Source organism: Microbulbifer maximicatervae (SeqCode) (assembly GCF_052467615.1).
The window spans coordinates 4,927,304-4,950,021 of sequence record NZ_CP174319.1; the positions used below are offsets into that span (position 1 = coordinate 4,927,304).

General features: G+C 45.7%; 18 protein-coding genes. 14 read left to right on the forward strand and 4 right to left on the reverse strand.

Features of this window, described 5'->3' with window-relative positions; translation table 11 throughout:
• The first annotated feature begins 42 nt into the window (after nt 1-42).
• From tssK to tssH, 14 genes are all read left to right on the forward strand, one after another.
• The gene (gene tssK, locus ACJJIM_RS21770; protein WP_413664108.1) at nt 43-1,380 is read left to right on the forward strand and encodes a type VI secretion system baseplate subunit TssK; all 1,338 of its coding nucleotides are present in this window, start codon (nt 43-45) and stop codon (nt 1,378-1,380) included.
• Between the two features lies 1 nt (nt 1,381).
• Nucleotides 1,382-2,245, forward strand: coding sequence for a type IVB secretion system protein IcmH/DotU (icmH, locus tag ACJJIM_RS21775; RefSeq protein WP_413664109.1), 864 nt, complete (start codon nt 1,382-1,384; stop codon nt 2,243-2,245).
• A 57-nt stretch (nt 2,246-2,302) separates the two neighbouring features.
• Nucleotides 2,303-5,845, forward strand: a complete 3,543-nt coding sequence (tssM, locus tag ACJJIM_RS21780; RefSeq protein ID WP_413664110.1) for a type VI secretion system membrane subunit TssM — start codon at nt 2,303-2,305, stop codon at nt 5,843-5,845.
• Between the two features lie 14 nt (nt 5,846-5,859).
• Nucleotides 5,860-6,537: a type VI secretion system-associated protein TagF gene (gene tagF / locus ACJJIM_RS21785; protein WP_444911956.1), complete on the forward strand. Its 678-nt coding sequence runs from the start codon at nt 5,860-5,862 to the stop codon at nt 6,535-6,537.
• Nucleotides 6,538-6,570: 33 nt separating this feature from the next.
• Nucleotides 6,571-7,278 (forward strand): SapC family protein, encoded by a 708-nt coding sequence (locus ACJJIM_RS21790; protein WP_444911957.1) that lies wholly within the window; start codon nt 6,571-6,573, stop codon nt 7,276-7,278.
• Between the two features lie 151 nt (nt 7,279-7,429).
• On the forward strand, nt 7,430-8,200 hold the full coding sequence (locus ACJJIM_RS21795) for a hypothetical protein (protein ID WP_413664113.1): 771 nt from the start codon (nt 7,430-7,432) through the stop codon (nt 8,198-8,200).
• A 178-nt stretch (nt 8,201-8,378) separates the two neighbouring features.
• Nucleotides 8,379-9,683 (forward strand): type VI secretion system protein TssA, encoded by a 1,305-nt coding sequence (gene tssA / locus ACJJIM_RS21800; protein ID WP_444911958.1) that lies wholly within the window; start codon nt 8,379-8,381, stop codon nt 9,681-9,683.
• 44 nt (nt 9,684-9,727) lie between these two features.
• Complete coding sequence (gene tssB, locus ACJJIM_RS21805; RefSeq protein WP_444911959.1) at nt 9,728-10,249, forward strand: type VI secretion system contractile sheath small subunit; 522 nt, start codon at nt 9,728-9,730, stop codon at nt 10,247-10,249.
• Nucleotides 10,246-11,733, forward strand: a complete 1,488-nt coding sequence (gene tssC / locus ACJJIM_RS21810) for a type VI secretion system contractile sheath large subunit (RefSeq protein ID WP_413664116.1) — start codon at nt 10,246-10,248, stop codon at nt 11,731-11,733. The genes tssB and tssC (ACJJIM_RS21810) overlap by 4 nt, the downstream gene beginning before the upstream one ends.
• 107 nt (nt 11,734-11,840) lie before the next feature.
• Nucleotides 11,841-13,355, forward strand: coding sequence for a type VI secretion system contractile sheath large subunit (gene tssC / locus ACJJIM_RS21815; protein ID WP_444906606.1), 1,515 nt, complete (start codon nt 11,841-11,843; stop codon nt 13,353-13,355).
• A 5-nt stretch (nt 13,356-13,360) separates the two neighbouring features.
• Nucleotides 13,361-13,834, forward strand: a complete 474-nt coding sequence (tssE, locus tag ACJJIM_RS21820) for a type VI secretion system baseplate subunit TssE (protein WP_444895421.1) — start codon at nt 13,361-13,363, stop codon at nt 13,832-13,834.
• Nucleotides 13,834-15,663, forward strand: coding sequence for a type VI secretion system baseplate subunit TssF (gene tssF / locus ACJJIM_RS21825; RefSeq protein ID WP_444911960.1), 1,830 nt, complete (start codon nt 13,834-13,836; stop codon nt 15,661-15,663). The genes tssE and tssF overlap by 1 nt, the downstream gene beginning before the upstream one ends.
• Nucleotides 15,627-16,757, forward strand: coding sequence for a type VI secretion system baseplate subunit TssG (gene tssG / locus ACJJIM_RS21830; RefSeq protein ID WP_444911961.1), 1,131 nt, complete (start codon nt 15,627-15,629; stop codon nt 16,755-16,757). The genes tssF and tssG overlap by 37 nt, the downstream gene beginning before the upstream one ends.
• Before the next feature lie 41 nt (nt 16,758-16,798).
• Complete coding sequence (tssH, locus tag ACJJIM_RS21835; protein WP_444911962.1) at nt 16,799-19,468, forward strand: type VI secretion system ATPase TssH; 2,670 nt, start codon at nt 16,799-16,801, stop codon at nt 19,466-19,468.
• A gap of 98 nt (nt 19,469-19,566) precedes the next feature.
• Here the strand turns inward: tssH and ACJJIM_RS21840 are convergent, their stop codons facing one another.
• The 4 genes from ACJJIM_RS21840 to ACJJIM_RS21855 all read right to left on the reverse strand — a co-directional run bounded on the left by ACJJIM_RS21840 (nt 19,567) and on the right by ACJJIM_RS21855 (nt 22,710).
• The gene (locus tag ACJJIM_RS21840) at nt 19,567-20,721 is read right to left on the reverse strand and encodes a lipase family protein (RefSeq protein WP_444911963.1); all 1,155 of its coding nucleotides are present in this window, start codon (nt 20,719-20,721) and stop codon (nt 19,567-19,569) included.
• 25 nt (nt 20,722-20,746) lie between these two features.
• Complete coding sequence (locus tag ACJJIM_RS21845; RefSeq protein ID WP_413664123.1) at nt 20,747-21,229, reverse strand: DUF6795 domain-containing protein; 483 nt, start codon at nt 21,227-21,229, stop codon at nt 20,747-20,749.
• A 605-nt stretch (nt 21,230-21,834) separates the two neighbouring features.
• The gene (locus tag ACJJIM_RS21850) at nt 21,835-22,128 is read right to left on the reverse strand and encodes a PAAR domain-containing protein (RefSeq protein WP_413664124.1); all 294 of its coding nucleotides are present in this window, start codon (nt 22,126-22,128) and stop codon (nt 21,835-21,837) included.
• Nucleotides 22,129-22,131: 3 nt separating this feature from the next.
• The gene (locus ACJJIM_RS21855) at nt 22,132-22,710 is read right to left on the reverse strand and encodes a DUF6931 family protein (protein ID WP_413664125.1); all 579 of its coding nucleotides are present in this window, start codon (nt 22,708-22,710) and stop codon (nt 22,132-22,134) included.
• Between the last annotated feature and the right edge of the window lie 8 nt (nt 22,711-22,718).

A 22,718-nucleotide genomic window follows, 5' to 3' on the forward strand; every position in this document is an offset into this window, starting at 1 on the left:
TGCTGCCCTGGAAATATTACGAGAGCTTTTTAAGGAACATTTATGTCGGCAAACAATAAAGTGATCTGGAGCGAGGGCATGTTTTTACGCCCTCAGCATTTTCAACAGCAGGATCGCTATCTCGAACAGCTTGTCGAAGCGCGCACAGCTCCGCTCGGGCCTTATACCTGGGGGATTGTAGAGCTGGCGATCGATAGTGAGCCATTATCGATGGGAAAAATTTCTCTATCGAGAGTGAAAGCTGTTTTTCCCGATGGTACCCCGATACTTGCCCCTGAAAATGAGCATTTGCCGGATGTTCTGGATGTTCCGGTTAATACTCGTGATGAAATAGTCTACTTATGTGTGCCGATGAAGCGCCCAGGTAGCCAGGAGTCGATTCGAGATCAAGAGGACTTCCCGCAGGCACGTTATCAGGCTTCGAACTTTGATGCCCGTAATAGTGCGGCGTCTTCTGGTGAGTCCGCGCGTATCCAAGTCGGAAAGTTAAGAGCTTGTCTCAAATTAGGTAGTGATGATCTGAGTGGCTATGCTGCGGTTGGAGTTGCCCGAATTAAAGAGCGCCAACCAGAAAAGCCGGTAGAGCTTGATTCCGACTATATCCCACCGCTGTTAAATGCGGAGACTTCTGCGGTTATCAATGCATATATTGAAGAAGTAAAAGGATTGCTCGACCATCGAGGCTCGGCTCTGGGTCATCGTTTGAGCGACAGCGGAAGAAGCGGATCTGCAGAAATTGCTGATTATTTGTTACTGCAGGTTATTAACCGCTTTGAACCCTTATTAAAGCAGATCACGGCTCAGCCCCGATTACATCCGCACAACTTATTTCTTGAATTATTGCAGTTGGCAGGCGAACTTTCGACGTTTACTGCTCAGTCTAAGCGCCCTCCAGAAATTCCGGTGTATGCACATGAGGATCTGCAAGTAAGCTTTGCTGGGCTGTTTTCAGCACTTAGGCAGTCGCTCTCCACAGTACTGGAGCAAACAGCGATTGCAATGGAATTGGTGCAGCGCAAATTCGGGATATATGTTGCTCCGGTTACCGATCCTTCATTATTAAAATCAGCCAGTTTTATTATGGCCGCAAAAGCGGATATGCCTGGCGATCTATTGCGCAGCCGCTTCCCCACGCAGGCAAAGGTTGCCCCAGTTGAGGCGATTAGAGAACTTATCTCTGCGCAGTTGCCTGGCTTGACTCTGCGCCCACTTCCCGTGGCTCCTCGACAAATCCCCTATCACGCAGGGTTCACTTACTTTGAGGTGGAGCGCAGTGGAGAGTTATGGCAGGCCATGACTCGCTCGGGTGGTTTTGCAGTGCATCTGGGCGCAGAGTTCCCTGGATTAACTATGGAACTCTGGGCCATAAGGAATAATTAATATGAGTAATGACAGCTTTACTCCTCCACGGGCCCCTAATGCTGGGGATAGAACGGTTTTGATACCGACACCCGGTGCCGCAGCAGCACCGGCAGCAGCTCAGGCTCAGCCACAATTCTTTGCCAGCCAAGATGCCCCGGTCGAGGCTCAGGTCCGCAACAGTCTTAATCCATTGGTGTCTGCGGCTTCGAAATTGTTAGGCGTAATTATCAAATTGCGCACAACGATGAATCACGCCAACGTACCTGATCTGCACAAGCGACTTACTACGGAAATCCAAAGCTTCGAGCGTGAGGCAAAGCAACTGGCTTTAACACCTGAATCAGTGCTAACAGCCCGTTACTTACTATGTACCGTCGTGGACGAGGTTGTTTTGACCACGCCTTGGGGTACAGCTAGCGGTTGGAGCCAGCACTCTCTACTTAGCCTATTTCACAAAGAGACTTTTGGAGGGGAGAAGTGTTTTGTCATTTTGCAGCGCATGCTGGAAACTCCCGCAAGTCATTTGGAACTCCTTGAGCTTTTTTACCTGTGTTTGAGCTTGGGCTTTCAGGGTAAGTATCGGCTCGTACAGCGTGGACACGAACAAATAGAACAGATTCGTGATGAGCTCTACAGAACAATTGAACAGCACAAGCAGCCAATGGACCGAGATCTTTCGCCGCGTTGGCAAGGATGCGTAGAGCGAAAATCCCGGCTGATTCACTATATACCCCTCTGGGTGATTATGAGTGTTGTCCTGGGATTGTTACTTGCAACTTATAGTGGTTATCGCTGGTGGCTCTATGAAACGACGACACCGGTCGCGGACCAGATTTTAGATTTGTCCAAAAGTGATGATGAGTCTCCGCAAGGAGAAGGGTAACACTCGGGCTGATATTGATCCTGGGTATGGTCGATACCCTGGAAGACGGAGCAATTCATGAAACGCTTGCGTAACTTTTTTACCAATAAGTGGGTGTTGGGGCTCATAGGGCTCTCAGCTCTTTCCCTCCTCATTTGGTTTGCGGCTGATTACATTAAGTTTGGTAGTGATAATGCCACGCTTTCTCACTCTGTCCGGCTAACTATTATTGTTTTTATTTTTGCTATTTGGCTTGTGTGGAATATTAGCCAATGGTTGGTAGAGAGACGCCAAAACCAGGCTTTAATAAAAGGCATTGAGGAATCACAAGAAGCCGATTCTACAGATCCAGACGAAGAACGCTCGCTGGAAGAGTTGAATGCTCTTTCTGGTCGCTTCCGTGAAGCGATGGGTGTATTACGTAGTGCTCGGTTTAAATCTGACAAGGGACAAGTTTCCCTTTATCAGCTTCCATGGTACATCATTATTGGGCCTCCCGGTTGTGGTAAAACAACAGCCCTGGTGAACTCCGGGTTGGAATTTCCTCTGGCGCAGAGTCATGGGAAGGAAGCCCTGGGTGGGGTAGGGGGCACCCGTAACTGTGATTGGTGGTTTACCAATGATGCAGTTTTAATTGATACCGCAGGGCGTTATACGACTCAGGACAGTCACCGGGTTTACGATAATAGCGCTTGGAAAGCTTTTCTGAGCTTATTGAAAAGATACCGCCGCCGCCGCCCGATCAATGGTGCTCTGGTTGCAATTAGCTTGCAAGATTTAATGGTGCAAACTGAAGAGCAGCGCCAACACCAGGCAAAAATTATCCGCCAGCGTGTAAATGAACTGCAACAAGAGTTGGGTATTCGCTTCCCGATTTATCTCACTTTCACAAAATGTGACTTAGTTGCAGGTTTTACAGAGTTTTTCGACAACCTCTCTCAAGCTGAGCGTGAGCAAGTTTGGGGAATGAGTTTTCCCCGTGAAGCTAACGCCACTGTAGGGGCCCCTCTCGATAATTTCAAAGCAGAATTTGAGCAGCTGATAGAGCGTTTGAACCAACGCGTATTGTGGCGTGTTCATCAGGAGAGGAATGTAGAGAAGCGGGCGTTGTTGCAAGGTTTTCCTGCCCGAATGGAAAGCCTTACAGATATTTTGACAGATTTTGTAAAGCAGACTTTCGGTCCAAATCGTTACGAAACCGTCCCTATGGTCAGAGGGGTCTACTTTACTAGTGGCACTCAGGAGGGCAGTCCTGTTGACCGTATGATGTCCTCCGTAACTGCTGATTTTGGACTAGAGCGTAGCGTCGGGCCAAAATTCCAGGGTGTTGGTAAGAGCTTTTTCTTGCATCGACTATTGAAGGATGTCGTTTTCCCAGAGGCTGAATTAGTGGGCGTTAATCGCCGGATTGAGTCAGCCAACCTTTGGTTGCGCCGGGGAGTTTTTGCTACTTTGGCGGGAGGCTTTGTCGGAGCTATTTTCTTATGGAGTGGCAGTCTCGCACAGAATAAATTATCCATGGGAGAGGTTAGCGATAATCTCAGCGCGTACCAAGGTGCAGAGAGTGAGCTGAAAGGTAAAAATATTACGCCCATCAGTGCCTTAAATTTGTTAGAGCCTTTGAAGCGGGCTAGTGCGGTCTACGATCGTGAGGAACATCCGTGGATTGGCAATTTGGGACTTTATGACACCAGAATTGATACCGCGGCAAATGATCTCTATCGCCATAAATTAGAAACTATTTATCTTCCCGCTTTACTTCGTGATATAGAGAGTGACTTAAGTCGTCTCGGAAGTAATGATCCCGCTTTGGTAAGTACTCTCAAAACCTATTTGATGTTTTTTAATCCAGATAAAATGGATTTGAAAACCATAGAGGCTTACTACACTGCTCGCTGGGAGCGTCAGCTACCCGGTGAAGCTGGGAGGCAGGAAGAACTGCGCTACCACCTAGATCAACTATTTATTCAGCCTCTACCCAATTCAATTGAAGAGAATGAGAGGGTGGTAGCTCGCGCGCGACAACAGCTGCGTCGTATCCCTGTGCCTCAGCGGTTATTTGCTCAACTACAAAATAGTGACTTCGGATTGACTCCTGTAGATCTCTACCAGGAAATTGGTGGAGACACTCAGCAAATTTTTGGTATGGGAGCCAATAATCCAAACTTCACGATTCCCTTCCTCTATACAAAGGCGGGTTATAAAGAACTGGACTTTGGAGCCGACTCTCAGCTGATGACAAATATGGCTGAAGAGCGCTGGATTTATGGAGGAGATCTGAGCGGTGAGGACTTTACCGAAGCCGACCGTGAAAAGCTTGGTGAGGAAGTAAAACGAATCTATCTTGGGGAGTACTTACAGCGTTGGCAGGGCTTCCTTGGCGGGTTCAAAATACAGAGGTTTGGTAGCACTTCACAGGCATTGGATGTGTTGTCAAAGTTGTCTGATCCTATTTATTCACCCCTGCTTGCGATTACCGAGATAACTTCAGATAACACTCGTCTGACCCTTCGTCCTGAAGTGCCAGTCGATGCTTCTGGGGTACCTCTACCTGTATCCAGTACTACTCGAAAGCTGGGACAAGCCGCACTGGGTAGTGCAACCAGTGCCTTGCAGGATCATTACAAGCCAAACATTGTTGATGTTAGGTTTGAGGAGGTTCAGCGAATCACTCAGAGTGAGAAGGGGCGGCCAGCGCGTATCCAAGAATACCTGGATACTATTAATAAAATTCAGGAATACCTCACTGAGATCGACAGCGCTCCCGATTCGAATCAAGCGGCCTTTGGACGTGCCAAAGCGCGTTTTGCCGGCGGTAGCGATGCGATTAAACAGTTAAGGGTTAAGGCTGCCAATGCGCCAGCACCCTTTGACCAGTGGCTGACAGATATTGCTGACAGCGCTTGGGGGCTGGTAATGGCCAAGACTAAGGCGCATATAAACCGTGTCTGGCGTGAAGAGGTGTATCAAAGCTATAGCAATAGCCTGGCAAACCGGTACCCACTGCGCAGCGACCGTGACCAGGAAGTGCCGGTGATGGAGTTTAACCAGTACTTCAAACCAGGTGGTATTGAGGAGAAATTTGTCAATCAGTATCTGAAACCATTTGTGGATACCAGAAACTGGAAAATCAAATACGTTGAAGGGCAGGGTATTAGCCTTTCAAGGGAAGCCCTTTCACAGTTGCGTCGAGCTGAACGTATTCGAAAAACTTTCTTCAGTGCCGGAGAAGGAGCTTCTTACTCTTTCCGTATTGAGCCAACGAAACTGGATTCCAGTGTTCGTTTGTTTGAACTTGAACTTGGAGAGCAGCGAGTTCCTTACTCCCATGGCCCTAAAACCACTAAAAAGCTGACTTGGCGTGGTGGTGAAAGTAATCGGGTTCGCATTATCTTTGAAGATCTGAATGAGACTGTTCATCGCAAGCATTTTGAAGGGGACTGGGCATGGTACAGACTGTTAGCGAGCTCAGATTTGGAAGCCGGGCGAAGTAATGCAGAACACTTTGTCACTTTCTCTGAGGAAGGGCGAAAGGCTCAATTTAAATTGATTGCATCTAATGTAAACAATCCATTCGACCGCAGTTTACTCCGCGGATATCGATGCCCTGAGACCCTGTAGACGGAGTAGATGATTTGCAAAATACAGTTGGTATTTTTGGTAAGTTGCCGGGTCACGGGGACTTTGTTCAGCGACAGCTGCCGGGTAGTTTTGTCACTGTATGGGATGGCTGGTTACAACGAGCGGTATTCGGTTCTCGCGAACTCGTAGGTCAAGAGTGGTTGGACTACTACTTGACCAGTCCTGTTTGGAGGTTTGTCCACAGTAAAGGCATCATTGATGCCAATGCGTGGGCCGGAATTTTAGTACCTAGTGTGGATAGTGTTGGGCGCTATTTTCCGTTGACATTTGCTGCTCCGCTATCCCCAGTAGTGGATGCATTTGCTTTTATGTCTGATGCTAAGAGCTGGTTCCAGAGCTTGTCTGAATTAGCAATTACATCGCTGCAAAATATGCTACATGCAGACCAGTTATGTGAGGCATTTAGTGCTCCCCCTGACAGGGCGGGCATTATCTCTCTGCCTCCAGCACAAGGAGACTTTGTTGTCTCCACAGGCCAATCGAATAGTCTGGAAAGAGGTTTTGCAGGTCTATTAGGGCAGATGAGCAAAAGTAGCTACTCCGCATATAGTCTGTGGTGGAGTGAGGGGTCTCAACACTTGGCCCCGACAACCTTGCTGTGCCCATCATTGCCAAGCCCTGAGCTCTATAGCTCAATGCTTGGTGTGCAGTTACAGAAGAATATAAGTTAGGATTGAGGGCACAGCGTGAGACAGCTGGTTATCTTGGATAAGAAGAAGCATCGCAATTGCAAATTAATCAAAAGTGATCTTTCCCACAGTAAGAATTCGCATATTTGCCCAATCTTATTGCCTGAATTCATACCGGTGGCGCGTGCCTGTCCTATTATATTTACTCGATCAAAAGAGACGGGAAAGCTTGAGAGCTGTGCATTACTTGGCGTAACACCTGGAGAAAACCTTTTTTGGCAAGAAGGACAATGGCAGGGTGATTATATTCCCGCATCTATTCGCTCTTATCCCTTCTATTTGAAATATAAAGAAGGTGACTCTTCCAATGCATTTGTTTGCGTTGAATCGTCTCTATTATCTGAAGACGGAAATAGTTCTTTAGGTGTTAGGTTGTTTGAAGAGAATGGGAATCCAAGTGGTCACTTATTGGAAGCGCAGCGCCGCTTAGAGGATATCCATCTTAAAAAGACACAGGTTTGGAAGTTTGTCAGTATTTTGCAGCGGAATAATTTGCTGGTAGAAAAAGAAATAAATATAGACTTGCCAGGTGATGTTAAGCATAAATTAACAGGTGTTTATTGTGTTTCAGAGAAGAGATTGGGAGAGCTTGATTCTGCAGCTTTCCTGGAATTGCGTGAATCAGGTTGTTTGCCTTTTATTTATGCACATCTTTTCTCCTTGCAGAAGTCGACAGCTTTAAGTGCGCTGCATAAAAAATTTCATGCGAAAATTCTTCACTGATATTAAGAGTGGACTTTTACTTTTCATCTATGGATTTGTTGATCAGAACGTTAATTTAAGAAGACCTATAAAGTTTGATTGAATTGAGATAATTGTATTAGAGGTTCTGGTTGTAAAGTGAGTATCAGAGCAGGAAGCTAAGGTTACTGATATGTCTTACAGAATAATTTTTACTGGGGAGATAAGAGGTTCTGTAGAGCGGCGCTATGCAATTGCTGCATTGGGGCGTGAATTTGGTTTGGGCTTTAGTCAGATAAAAGGACTGCTGACCGGGGCAAAATCTCAAATCAAAGCTACGGAAGATAGAAGGGAAGCCTGCCAGCTAATGAAAAAGTTCTGGGAGGCGGGATGGCATACACAGCTCTGTTTGGGTGATCAATTAATACACTGTACTGAAAAGTCTAGTAATTGTGGCGACCCTCCGTTACCTCCTGCCCTGGAGTTTTTGGAAAGTACTGATGGAACAGCTTCTATTGGTATTCCAGCCGGTTGGCAGGGGTTTGACAATCTGAATAAGGAAGCTGTGATTCAGGCTGGAAGTTCAGAGTTAAGTCGCTATTTGATAGTACTAAAGCAAGATCGATCCCTGCTTCCCCACGATTTGTCGATTGAGCATTTTGGTAAAGCACAAATACAGCAGTGTCTGACTAGAGTGGAAAATGGCGTTATTATATCTGGGCCTGAACCACTGATAAGTAACAGTCAAAATGGCCATATTTATGAGATGTCTGCTGAGGTTGTAAAAACACCAGTTCGCTATTTGGTCACTTTCTTTCAGAGCCCGGATAGTTTCTATTCTGTGTTTTTGTGGTCATCTCTTGAGAACTTTGAAAAGAGTAGGTCTGAGTTTTTGCATATTTTTGCCACATTTAAACTTGTGACTAGTATGGGGAGTTGCGATTCAACAGCGGTTCCTATGTAATGGCTTGGAATAAGAAGCCAAAATCTAACAAAAATAAATAGCGTAAAATTGTCAACTGAACATGTTTTTTAAAGTAATAGGTACCAAGCGCATTATTTGCCTTGATTAGATATCTACAACGTGTACTCTTCTCAGAATTCTGATTAAAGGATTTGATTCGGTATAAGGGCCTTTTTTGATGGCATTCCCAAACACGATAAATATCGATGAATTAGTTGCTCCAATCTCAGAGGATAATCCCGTAGGGGAAGATATCCGAGAGGATCGTTCGCCAACTTCTGATTATTACTCGATCAAAGATGCTCGCAACAGTGCAAGAGCTGCTGAACGCTCCGCAATGTTCGATGATGCAGACACAGACCTACTCGCACCTTGGAGGGATGTAGCAAAAGCTGCAGAAAATATCCTAGGGAAAAAGAGTAAGGACTTAGAGGTTGCCAGTTGGTATACCGAGGCCTTGATTCGCTTACATGGCTTTATTGGCTTGAGAGATGGCCTGCAGGTGATCGACTCGTTAGTAGAGCAATATTGGGAAGGTCTGTATCCCTTACCAGACGAAGATGGCCTTGAGACAAAAGTAGCACCCCTGACAGGTTTGAATGGTGATGGTGGTGATGGCACCTTGCTAATGCCTATTCGCAGTGCCGGTATTACTCCCGAAGGGGATTATGGGGACTATTCATTCTTCCAATTCCAACAGGCTCGGGATGCTGACAGAATTGCAGATGACGATGCCAAGGCTGCTCGAATAGAAACGCTGGGTTACAACCTTGAGCAGATTGATCAATGTGTAAACAGTGCGAGCGGTGAATGGGCTCAAAACCTCGTTCAGACAATCGAGGCAGCGCTGGGGCACTTTAAGACCATAAATGATAGCCTGCGACAAAGCTGCGGTCATGATGCCCCCCCATCCACGAATATTTCATCTCTATTGGATGAGGTGTTGCGGACAAGCCGTTTTATTTATAAGACGCACTTGGAGTCTATGGAGCAGACTCAAGAAGATGTGGCGCCTGAATCGTCAGAAGAGCCTGCTGGGGAAGTTCAAGCTGGAAATGCAGCTGCAGCAGCGGTTACTTCTGTGGCTGCCTCTGCTGTAGCTGTCCCTACCGGTCCGGTAGTGTCCAGAGAAGATGCCTTAAAATTGCTTGAGCAGGCGGCAAAGTATTTTCGTACCTATGAGCCGCATACGCCGCTGGCGCCCGGCCTGGAGAGGCTGATAGGCTGGGGACGAATGACCGTTTCACAATTGATGTCTGAATTGCTACCTGATGACCAGTCGAAAGCGCTTTACTCCCAGTTGACGGGAGTTCGTCTCGATGGCACGGATACACAAAAATATATAACCCCACCAGTGACTACAAGTGGCACTTCATCAGCTCCTGCGGTTGCCGCAGATACACCTACTGAAAGTGTATCCGCGCCAGTCTCTGATGATGGTTGGGGTGAGCAACCGCAAGAAGAAGCCAGCACTGGTTGGTAATTAACTGAGAACAGCAGTCCCTAAAGTCGGAAAGGAGACCTTAGATGTCTGAAAGCATCCACAACAAACTTAAGCGCGTGCGTAAGCCGCGTGTACATATCACTTACGATGTTGAAACTAACGGAGCCGAAGTCAAAAAGGAGCTTCCTTTTGTAGCCGGCGTTATGGGTGATTACTCTGGCGATAATGCCGAGAATCGCAAAGCTCTGAAAGATCGCAAGTTTATCCAGATTGATCGCGATAACTTCAACGATGTAATGGGTAAAGTTAATCCGAAACTGGATCTCCAGGTGGAAAATACTTTGTCGGGTGACGGCAGTAAAATGGCTGTTAATCTCGACTTCAACAATATGGACGATTTTTCGCCAGAACAGATTGTTGAGCAGGTTGAGCCCCTCAAGCAATTGCTCGAAGCTCGCAGCAAGCTACGTGATCTGCTGAGTAAAGCTGATCGCTCAGAGGAGCTTGAAAAAGTACTTGAGGATATTCTCAAGAGCACAGAAAACGTCAGCGCTATCTCTGACCAGTTGGGCTTGAATGAGGATAAAGGAGAGGACTCAGAATGAGCACTGAAGTAGAAAATGTTGCAGGTAGTGAAGCTGAAGAGCAATCGGCGAGTCTCCTAGACCAGGCGATTGCGGCAACTAAACAAACTGAGCCTCAAGAAGCACAAGACTTGCTTGCGAATTTAACAGAGCAAGTAATGAAAGGGACGGTCACCTGGGATCGTAACCTGACCCAGACCATCAAGAAAGCCGTTAGCGCGATTGATAAGGCTATGTCCCAGCAGCTATCTGCTATTTTGCATGACGAGAAATTCCAGAAGCTGGAAGGATCATGGCGTGGTCTGAATCACCTGGTCATGAACTCGGAAACTGGCGCTACCATGAAAATCCGCATGCTCAATTTGAGCAAGCGCGAGCTCTTCCGCGACCTGGATAAGGCAGTTGAGTTTGATCAGAGCCAGACCTTCAAAAAGATCTATGAAGAAGAGTTTGGTACTGCGGGTGGTGAGCCCTACGGCGTAATGATCGGGGATTTCGAGTTCACCAGTCACCCTGAGGATATCGAGCTGCTGAGCAAGATGTCTAATGTTGCTGCGGCTGGCTTCTGTCCGTTTGTTGCAGCTGCCGGTGCCGGCATGTTTGGTTTTGATGACTACACAGAACTTTCCAAGCCGAGAGATCTGGGTGGTATTTTTGAATCCGCCGAGTACATCAAGTGGCGCAGTTTCCGTGACAGTGACGACTCCCGTTTTGTCACCTTGGTAATGCCGCGTACCCTGGCCCGTACCCCTTATGGTGCTAATACCAAGCCGATCGAAGCTTTTGACTTCGAAGAGTTTGAAGTGGATGAAGACGGCGTTTCCCGTCCAGCAGAGCACGATCAATACTGCTGGATGAATGCTTCTTATGTTATGGGTACCACCATGACTCAAGCATTCGCTGAGAACTCCTGGTGTACTGCAATTCGCGGTGCTGAGGGTGGTGGTAAAGTAGAAGGACTGCCATCTCACGTGTTCAAGAGTGACGATGGGGATCTCGATCAGAAATGCCCCACAGAGATTGGTATTACCGATCGCCGTGAAGCGGAGTTAAGCGCTCAAGGCTTCTTGCCTCTGTGTCACTACAAGAATACGGATTACTCGGTATTCTTTGGTGCTCAAAGTGCGCAAAAGGCGAAGGCATACGATGACCCTGACGCTACTGCTAACGCAGCTATTTCTGCTCGCTTGCCTTATTTGATGGCGACCTCTCGTATTGCACATTACCTCAAGGTAATGGCACGCGATAAAGTGGGCTCCTTTATGGAGGCTGGTGATTGTGAGCGCTGGTTGAACAAGTGGATCTCCCAGTACACTAACTCCAACCCCGACGCGAGCCCTGAAATGAAAGCGAAGTACCCGCTTTCTGAGGCGCGTGTAGAAGTAAAAGAGATTCCGGGTCAGCCTGGATGTTACAGTGCGATTGCCTATCTGAGACCCTGGTTACAGATGGAAGAGTTGACGACGTCCTTGCGTATGGTGGCAAATATCCCATCTGCGGGATAAGGCTCCGGGCCCGCCTCTAGGGGCGGGTTCTCTCTTCACATGGCCTTGTTCAAGGCCTGCGTTTTACCATTATTTATTCAAATAATAATTCTTGTTGGAGTATACCGGTGCCCCGTGCAGCACATGACCAAATATCGGAAGATCAATCAGATGTTCTACCGGAGAAATTGGCGAGAGGGCAGCAGAGAGAGCTACATAAATTTCTGCAGGAACCGGATGACCTTTTTGCATTTGAATATTGGCTCACAGAATTATCCCCCTGTACAAATAGGGATAATTATTCCGTTCGCCATTATCTGAGTCGAATTATCGCCGAGTTGGACGAACTAATCTGTGACCAGCTGAATTGTATAATTCATCACCAGAAGTTTCAGAGACTTGAAGCGAGCTGGCGGGGGATATCCTTATTGGTGTTTGATACACCCCACGCTGAAAATATTAAAATCAAACTCTTAGATGCCAGCTGGAAAGACCTCGCGAAGGATATAGAGCGGGCCCCGGATTTTGACCAATCTGGGCTGTTTCATCTTATATATAATGAAGAGTTTGGTACTCCAGGCGGCGAGCCATTTGGTTTGTTACTTGGAGATTACTATGTATCCCATCGGCCGCTGCCTGACCACCCTTATGATGATGTATTTACTTTGCAGGGCATCGCGCATACTGCAGCCGCAGCCTTTGCACCGTTTGTTTGTGCATCAGCACCGCAACTTTTTGGTGTAGACAACTTTTCGGATCTAGCAAAGCCTATCAATTTTTCAGAAGTGTTCCGTCAAAAAGAGTACATTCGATGGAATGGCCTTCGGGATCTGGAAGACAGCCGATTTATCGCTTTGACACTTCCTCAAGTTTTGATGAGAGAACCTTATAATCAGGAATTTTCATCCTATCGTGGTTTGAGGTTTCAGGAGCAGGTACGGGCATCCCATAACCAGAATTATTTATGGGGGAATGCCTGCTTTGCATTGGGTGCCGTACTGTTAAGGGAGTTTAGTGAAGTTGGCTGGTTTTCACATATTAGAGGGGTTGCACGTGACCATCTTGGGGGAGGGCTGGTAACCCAGCTACCAATGGTGCCTTATAGGCCAGATAGTACTCCTGGCATGATCCGAATGGCCACTTCAATTTTGGTAACTGATTTTGCTGAGCGGGATTTAAGTGACTTAGGGTATGTATGCTTGAGTCACTGTTACGATACTCCTTACAGCGCCTTTAATAGTGTTCCATCACTTCAAAGGCCGAAGCAATACACATCTAAAGCAGCCACGGCTAATGCGCGTATTAGCTCTATGTTACAACAAATACTTTGTGCATCCCGATTTGCTCATTATATCAAGGTAATGATAAGGGATAAGGTGGGTGCCTATATGAATGCTGCAGATTGCGAACGGCAGTTGCAGCATTGGTTGGATGAATACACAACGGGAAGGGATGACCTTTCCTGGGAAATGCAGGCTCGATACCCTCTACGGGAGTCTCGGGTGCAAGTAACGGATGAACCAGGCAAGGCGGGTAGCTATCAAAGTGTGATTCATCTCAAGAGTCATTACACCGTTGACCATCTTGTATCCGAGCTAAAACTTACAACCGCATTGGCAACAATCGGCGTCGGAGCTACCTAATTATTATGGTTAGAGAAAAGCGATTATTGGCTCCGGTATTGGATCGATTATTACAATCATCTAGTAAATTGGATGTACATCAATCCCATCAAGTGTTGAGGCAGTTGCGTGAAGGGGTGCGTCGTGATTTGGAATACTTGTTCAATACAAGATTTAAATGTATTTCCGCACCTTCAACTCATGAAAGTTTAGAGCAGTCAAATATTAACTACGGGTTACCAGACCTATCAACAGTCAATCTTTCCTCTGCCGCTAGCCGAAAACAGTTTTGTCGAGATATTGAAAAAACAATTTTAAATTTTGAGCCCAGAATACGTTCGGTAAAAGTAACCACCCAAGACAAAGTGGATGTCGAAGATCCTAGTATACGCTTTCGTGTTGAAGCTGTGTTACATGTAAATCCAGCATCGGAAGTTATTGTATTTGATTCGGCACTCAACCCAGTTACCCAGCTGGTGGATGTCTCTGAGATTATGTGATGAGTGAAAAATTAATAGATCTCTACGAGCGAGAGCTCGCATTCATTCAGCAAACTTCTGCTGAATTTGCAAAGATGCACCCAGCTGCCGCATCCCGACTTCAGCTGGATGCAGACACAGTTGATGATCCTTTAGTAGGGCGACTGTTGTCCGGCTTCGCTTACATGAATGCTCGGGTGCAGCAAAAGCTGAGTGATGATTTTCCGGAGTTAACGGATGCAATGCTGGAAACTCTGTATCCTCATTATCTTCGTCCTATTCCCTCTTGTGCCATTGTTCAGTTTGAACCGGAAAAGGATTTGGATGCGATAACCCGGGTAGAAACGAAGACGTTACTCGAAAGTGACAGCTTTCAAGGGCAAACCTGCCGCTTTACAACTTGTTATCCAGCAGAAATTTGCCCATTTCAGGCGGTGAGTGCCACCCTGATGCCAAGGCCATTTATCGCTCCGGGCTGTAATGACATTCAGGGCGCTAATGCAGTTTTAAAATTATCCCTTAAAACTTTTAGCCCAAGCATAAAATTTTCTGAGCTAAACCCTGAGAGTCTCCGCTTTTTCCTTCGTGGCCAACCATCTCATATCTATAGTTTATATGACTTGCTACTAAGTAAGTGTGTAAGGTTGGTTGTTGCCAATGGGGAGAGTGATCCAAAGCCAACTTTTCTCTCTCCGGATGAAATATGTCAAGTGGGGCTAAGTCCAGATGAGGGTTTATTGCCATATCCTGATACCGCATTCGTAGGATATCGACTCCTAACTGAATATTTTGCTTTTCCAGAAAAGTTCCTTTTCTTGGATATGATGAACATTGGTGAGGCGTTAAACGAGAGCTTTGACGATACGTTAAATCTGTATTTTTATTTATCCGAAACTCATGAAGAGTTGGAAAAACAGATTTCTCCAAGCATGTTTGCTTTGGGCTGTGCTCCGGTTGTTAATTTATTTAAGCAAAGTGCAGACCCTATTCCACTTAATCACTCGCAGTATAGTTACCATGTGGTCCCTGATGCTCGTAGAAGTGATGGCTTGGAAATATACTCAGTGGATGAAGTCGCAGCAACTAACGGTGATGGAGAGACAACCAGCTATCGGCCTTTCTATGGAATTCGACACAGTCAACATCATGCTGATCAATCTGCCTTTTGGTTTAGTCGTCGCAGAGATGTGATCGAAGGAGAGCATCGGAATGAACAAGCATCTGAGATTGATATAAGCTTAGTCGATCTGGACTTTAACCCGCATAGAATTAGTGATCAGACATTAGATATTAAGTTAACCTGCTGTAATCGAAATCTGGCCAAAAAATTACCTAGTGGTAGCGCCCAGCCTTATTTAGAGGTTGTTGACGGTGATTTGCCAGTTAGCCGAATTAGCTGTGTGGTTTCCCCAACGGCAACTATACGGCCGCCGCGACGAGAGCGAGGGTATTGGAGGTTAATTTCCCACCTTAACTTAAATCATCTTTCTCTATCAGGTGCAGAGGGATGTAATGCGTTAAAAGAAATTTTTAGGCTTTATGACTTCCGTGACTCTGCTAGTACGCGTAATTTAATCGAGTCATTGCTAAAGCTTAATACTAAACCGGTTACTGCTCCGATTCAGATTGATCAAAGTGTAGTTTTATGTCGCGGCACAGAAGTTGAGATTGAACTTGATTCCATGATGTTAACAGGAACAAGTCCATTGTTATTTGCTAGCATCATAGAGCGTTTCCTGGGCTTATACTGTTCAATTAATTCATTTACAAAACTGATTGCCACTATGAGTGGTCGAGATGGGGAGTTGAAGCGATGGCCACCTCGCGCCGGCGAAAAAGCTTTACTGTAATTGAGCGTTTACGCCGAGAGTCTTATAACTTTGATTTTTTTCAAGCGGTAAGGCTGGTAGAGCGTGCAGTACATCTGGCAGGTACAGGTTTCAGTAAAGAACCTATAGCTAGCGCTGCCCCTCCGACTAAAGAGCTGATTCGGTTTAGTGCTCAATCTGGGTTGTCTTTTGTTAGCTCGGATGTTTTACGTCTAGAGAAGAAAAGCGTTGAACATGAAGAGCCCGATGAAAATGAGACTCATCAGTGGCATATGGAGGTGGGTTTTACAGGGTTAATCGGTAGTCAGGGGGTGATGCCCTATTACCTGACAGAGTTAGTGCAGAGGGAGCTTAGGGAGAACAATACGGCACTGCGTGATTTTCTGGATATGTTTAATCACCGAAGTATTTCCCTTTTTTATCAAGCTTGGCATAAATACCAGTTGCCTGTGAATTATGAGCGGCAACGCCTGCAGAATTCTCGAGAACCAGACAAGTTTACCCAGGCTCTTGCATCCCTTGCAGGGCTTGGTACAAATGAAATGCGCTATCGAATGCCGATACCGGATGAAGCACTAGTTGGAATGGGAGGGCACCTTTCCAGTGGACGTTGTTCCGCTACCGCTTTATCCAGCATGATCAAGCATTATTTTGATTTAACGGTAAGTATTGAACAATTCCAGGGACAGTGGGATGAGTTACCGGATGATATCTTGTGCCGACTGCCCAGTGCTCAGGTGCCGAAGGGTATTAATAATTGCTTGGGAGTAAATACCATTCTGGGTACGCACTGCTTCCAAGCCCAGAATAAATTTCAGGTAATTATTGAGTCAATGCCTTATGAGCAATTTATGACTATTGCTCCGGGTACGAAAAAGTTGGAATCGCTTAAGGAGTTTATTCGCTTTAGTGCTGGTATTGAATTGGATTTTGAGTTGTCGGTGACACTTTCAACCAGCCAGGTGGCACCTATCCAGTTAAATAGAAAAGCTGAGAATGAACCTTTACTGGGATGGAATACTCACATGGCTAGTGAACAAGATGGTGAAAGGTTAGTACAAATAACTTTAAGTGCGGACAATATTTCGCCTGATGAAGCTTTACCTGCTGCATAAGTAAAATTAACAACATTATTATTTAGGAAAGGATATTCAACGTGATCAATATCGATTTGAAGCGATTGGTTGATACCATGACTCCGCATATGCGTGACTCACTAGAGGGCGCTGCTGGGCTTTGTCTGTCACAGAACCAGTACAATGTTGAATTAGAGCATTGGTTACTGAAACTTTTGGATCAGTCTGATACTGACCTTTACCACCTGTTGGAAAAACACGACTGTAATCCAGCAAATTTTGCCAAGCAGCTGGCTACAGCGATTGCTGGATTTCGGGCCGGCAGCAGCCGTCCACCAGCCCTGTCCCCAACTATCGTAGAAGCAGCGAAGAATGCTTGGATGCTGGCTTCTATTGATTATGGACATAGAGCAATCAGTTCCGGACACTTTTTGGCTGCGCTTTTACTGGAAGAAACTTCTCGTCGCCAGATTTTAGAATCCTGCCCAGAACTGAAAGAGATAGCTCCAGAATCGATTCGCGAAACCGCTCGAGCAATGTTTGGACAAAGTGGAGAGTCTAGCCATATTAGTGCTACGGCGGATATGGATGATGGCGCAGCTGCAGTTGCTGCAGCTGCTTCTAAAGCTCCAGCTTTGGACAAATATACAATCAACCTAACTGAAAGAGCGAAGAAGGGAGAGATTGACCCTGTACTTGGTCGTGATGAGGAAATACGCCAATGTATCGATATCTTAACTCGCCGGCGTCAAAATAATCCGATCCTGACTGGTGAAGCAGGTGTTGGTAAAACTGCCGTCGTTGAAGGCTTTGCTCTTCGAATAGCTAGTGGTGATGTACCTGAGCCATTGCGCGGTGTAGCCGTACGCACGCTTGACTTGGGACTTCTTCAGGCTGGCGCCAGTGTAAAAGGTGAGTTTGAAAACCGCTTGAAGTCTGTAATTTCAGAAGTGCGAGCATCTGCAACGCCAATTATTCTATTTATTGATGAAGCGCATACCATGATTGGCGCGGGCGGTAAAGAGGGGCAGGGGGATGCGGCTAATCTCCTGAAACCTGCACTGGCTCGTGGTGAATTGCGTACTTTAGCTGCCACAACCTGGGCGGAATATAAGAAGTATTTTGAACGCGATCCTGCTTTGACCCGTAGATTCCAGGTAGTAAAAGTGGAAGAGCCTGATGAGAGCAACGCGATTGATATGATGCGTGGAATTGCAACCTCGCTGGAGGAGCACCATAAAGTACGCATCCTGGATGAAGCTATTATAGCTTCGGTCAAGTTATCTCATCGTTATATTCCCGGGCGCCAATTGCCTGATAAGTCTGTTAGCTTGCTGGATACGGCCTGTGCGCGCGTCGCTCTTAGCCAGTCTGCTACTCCTGGGGCGATTGAAGATGCTCGTATCAATATTGATCGCACTAATACTACCCTGGCTAAACTTGAGCGTGAAAACGCAGCAATGGGTGAGCATGAGGAGCAACTGGCAGAGCTAAAAGAGTTTAAAGCTTCCGAAGAAAAGCGTTTGGAAGTTCTCGAACAGCAATTGCTTAAAGAAAATGAGCTAATCGGACAGATTCAACAACTCCGCGATCAGATCGATGTAGAGTTTATGAAGGCCCAAGGTGGTGAAGGTGAAGATACACCCGACGAGGCCTTATTAGCCGACTATCAGCAACAGCTCAAAACATTAACTGCGGACTTGGAGGTTATCCAGGGGGATACCCCGTTAATGCAGCCAGCTGTTGATGAACAGGCTATTGCCGCAGTAGTTGCCAACTGGACTGGAATTCCTGTCGGTAAGATGGTTAGCGATGAAATCATTGCTGTGAAGACTTTGGCAGAGCGCCTTAATAAGCGTGTTATTGGCCAACCTCATGCTATTGAGGCTGTATCTCAGGCAATTCGCACTTCTCGAGCAGGCTTGACAGACCCGCGTAAACCGGTGGGTGTGTTTATGTTCTGTGGTACCAGTGGTGTAGGTAAAACAGAGACTGCCCTTGCCTTGGCTGACGAGCTGTTTGGTGGAGAGCAAAATATCACGACCATCAATATGGCTGAATTCAAGGAAGAGCATAAAGTATCTATGCTGTTGGGCTCTCCTCCCGGCTATGTAGGCTACGGAGAGGGCGGAGTTCTTACCGAAGCTGCACGCCGTAAGCCTTATTCAGTAATCTTATTGGATGAGATGGAAAAAGCTCACCCAGGTGTACAGGATGTTTTCTATAACCTGTTTGACAAGGGGACTATTAAAGACGGTGAAGGAAGGGATATCGACTTCAAGAATACCGTAATAATTATGACCTCCAATGCAGGGGAGGATGCAATTAGAGCTATCTTCAATCAGGTAGAAGAAAAGCCCGAGCCAGATGTATTGATGGATAATATCCGCCCACATCTGCTACAAAAATTCAAGCCTGCTTTCCTCGGTCGAGCAAATGTGATTGCTTATTACCCTCTCGATGATGAGAATCTGGTAGAGATTTGCAGAATCAATATGCGTAAGATTGAAAAGCGCGTTCACGAGCATTACGGAGCTTCCTTTAGCTATGACGAGGATGTTTTGATTAACATCGTTGCTCGTTGCCACGAAGCTGATACAGGTGCTCGTAATATTGAAGTTATTCTGAACAAAACATTATTGCCGGAATTGGCTAGTGAATGTTTGGATAAAATGGCGCGCGGTGAAGAAGTTAAAGCAATTAAAGTATCCGCAACGGAAGAAGGGGACTTTAGTTACACTGTAGAATAGAGAATTGTATATAAGCCCGGCAGTGATATTAATAAAAAATCATTGCTGGGCTTGGTACCACTAATAACCATATAGATACAACAGGTCTTAAGAAATAATTACTGGTTTGGTCTTCCTGCCCTCATTACTAAGTCAGAAACAGCGCGGTGCATACGTAGAAATACCATACGAATAAAGGAAACCGTGATATCAGTACCTTCAACAATAGTAAGTCCGATCAGTTGTGCCAGCCTACGGATAAGTCGCAAAATCCAAAAAGAGATATCCTTACTAATCTGGTAAGCTTTGTGTAGAAATATTGCAAGTCTATCTAGAAGTGTAAAGGTTGTCCCGCCGGTCACGATTAAAGAAATTCCTGCAAGATGAGTGATCTTCTTGAGCACCCAAAGCAATGCCTCCCCAGCTATCCATGCCGTATTCATAGTTAGTGAGAGAATACCATCAGATCTTAACCATGCTTCAACACTTTTTTCTAGGCTACCTTTAGGTTTTCTGAGTTTTACATCATTCCAATCCAGACCTGTTCCGTTTGGAGAAACAGACTTTATATAAGTCTTACTGCTATGGTTTGTTCCTGGGTTGAGGCTTGGGGTTGGCAGTTCAAAGTCTCCAGTCCCACCATTTGGAACGTGGATAAATGGCCAAGTAGGCACCATAGGAACAGGATCAGCACGATGATAAACGCGATAAATATTCTCAGCCTTCAGTTTCCTTTTGCAGCCACTGGCAAAGTGATCAAGTCCCACTCGAGGGCTGCCAAATGTATACAGCTTTACAGATTTACCTGTATGTGATGAAAGCCAGTCTGCAGCAAGAGTTGCTAATGCACCACCAAGACTATGTCCAACGCAATGGATCGTATGAATGTCTTTTGGAAGATTTCGAGCAAAGTTTTCCAGTTTAGGTAAAAAAGACTCAAAAGTATAAAAAAAACCTTGATGGACAGCCCCCCCAGTATGAAATCTTTTCACACCAGCATTTAGGTCAGTTAATACATCATATAGGCTATCAGTACCTAGTATGCTTACAAAAGCTTGTCCTTTATATTGTTTTTTTCCCGAAAGTACTATGCCTCTTGTGTCTGTACTTTTTATTAGGACAAGAGCGCCGGCTTCCCCATTGAATTTGCTTGACAATTCTTCATCAATTTCAAAATCATCTTTATAGGCATCAAAGAAAAGTTCCCGGGTATTAGGTTCTTTAACAAGATATGTGTCAGCAGCAAGTTTAGCGCTGTATTTTGGGCTGAGCATAGTGTTGTCATCCTTGTTTCTAAGTTTAGGTAAATTTGCAGGAGGTTTTTAAATATGAATCAAAAACCTCTTCTAGTTGTAATTCGTCTGAAAGTTCACAGGTTAAGTTAAAGGGCTTTCCATCAAGTTCTGAGTTCTCTTCCGGGTGTCTTTTTGCGTATACCCAGATTTTGTAGGAATGATCATTATGCTCAACTGTGATTTTCTGGGCAGACACAAACTCAACTGGCAATACCTGAGTTAAAGAGCTAGCAAATTTGGATGGAAGAATTGCTACTCCATCCTCATCGGATGTAAATGTATCTATCCATTCTTTTTGCCATTGTATGGAGCGTGTGATCTTAGCCCCTGATACAGGCTCGCCATTTAGTGTTAACTTGATTTTCATTTCTGAAAATGTACAAGCTTTAAAGGGGTTGAATGAAGCCATAGCGTTAGTCCCTCCAGGTGATATGGCAATTAATAAAAAAGATATTAAAAATAATTTAAATTTATGTTTCTTTTGCATGGTAAAAACCCTCTGGCCATTTTGGCTAAAGTGATTATTTTCTGGTTGGTTGTAATCTTTACTTATATTTCGGTCCTAGGCTAAGTTCTTTAATAAAGAGTCATCGAAAATATATTGTTAATGAAAATTTATTGTGTGAAATATTTTAATTAGTGATCCGTAGGTTATATAAACATATTGTTTATATTTGATTGGTAATTCTGTGCTATTTTTAGCTGAATAAAGTTGTTTAATATTTCCGGTTCTTAGGTAGGTTTTCCTAAGCCTATGCAAGACATGCGTTAATGTACGAGTAACGATTTTTGGATTTAAAATAATTGTGCTAGATAGCTAGCTTTACCATTGCGGTCGGCTAAATATCCTAATAAAAGAGGGCGTCACTTTTAGTACACAGAAATATTGTCTTGTGTACTAGGGCATATATTTTAAGCCGTTATCTTTATTCAGCAGATATGGTGTGGCAGAGAGATGCCCACTCGATAAGAGTGGACTTGTGTGAGTACTCTTAAGCATAGATATGGGATGATCTTAATTGGATAACACCAGTTTCCAATTTTATCTATGCCGACACACCGTACTTAGTTAGTACGCGGGATGGACCTATTTTATCCGCCTATCAATACTGTAGGGCAACCAATAACTATTTTTCCACCATGCCCTGTGGTGTCTCCCATTCTTGCTGCAGGTTTCTTTTGCAGCATTACCGTTGTACTTCCCATGGCGACCGTATCGGGCGGTCCAACACAGGTACAAGTGCTACCAACGGTTGCTGAAGGCATCCCACCGATGATAACGGTGGGTGCTCCTGGGCTTACTACTGGGCCACCCACATGAGGTACTGTGCCGGTGACCATTGGGCATACGTGCATATCACCAATACGGGAAGCTGGCTTACCCATAGTTTATCCCTCAACCCTACCGTTTCCGCCTCGTGCTAGATCGAGACCTTGCTCCATATAGCGCATGAACCTTTTGTTTGGATCGACTGGGTCAGATAGCACGGCAGCAAGGGTAACACTGCCTGCGACTGCATGAGCATAAAGGTGTTCTGGCGGCTCTACTACCGGCTCACCTTCGGCTGCTAAGCTGCCATGACACCAACTCGCTGCAGTAGCCGCCCAGCTCGCTGGAGTTTTATGTTTTGTTTTATCGCCGAATAGTTTGCAGCGTAAGCGGGCTTCTTCACTGGGCTTTTTGGCCCAAGTCTCTGCTGCATTTAGCGCATTCACATTGTCATCGTCAGTTTGAGGGCCCTGGATATCTCGGGCCGCGAGGCAAGCCCACCACACGGCTTCCCGCTTTGGTAGGCCATGAGCAAGCAACTTGATTGCGTCTGGAAATAGGCCTGCTTCCACAAGGCGGTTTATGCTGACTTCTGGTGCTGTATCCGGTACCAGATGATCTTCTGCCTCGTCACTAACTTCAAAGTTCTTAAGTAGCTCATCTGCGGTGAGAGCTTCTACTTTAATGAGGTCTGTCATTGGTATAT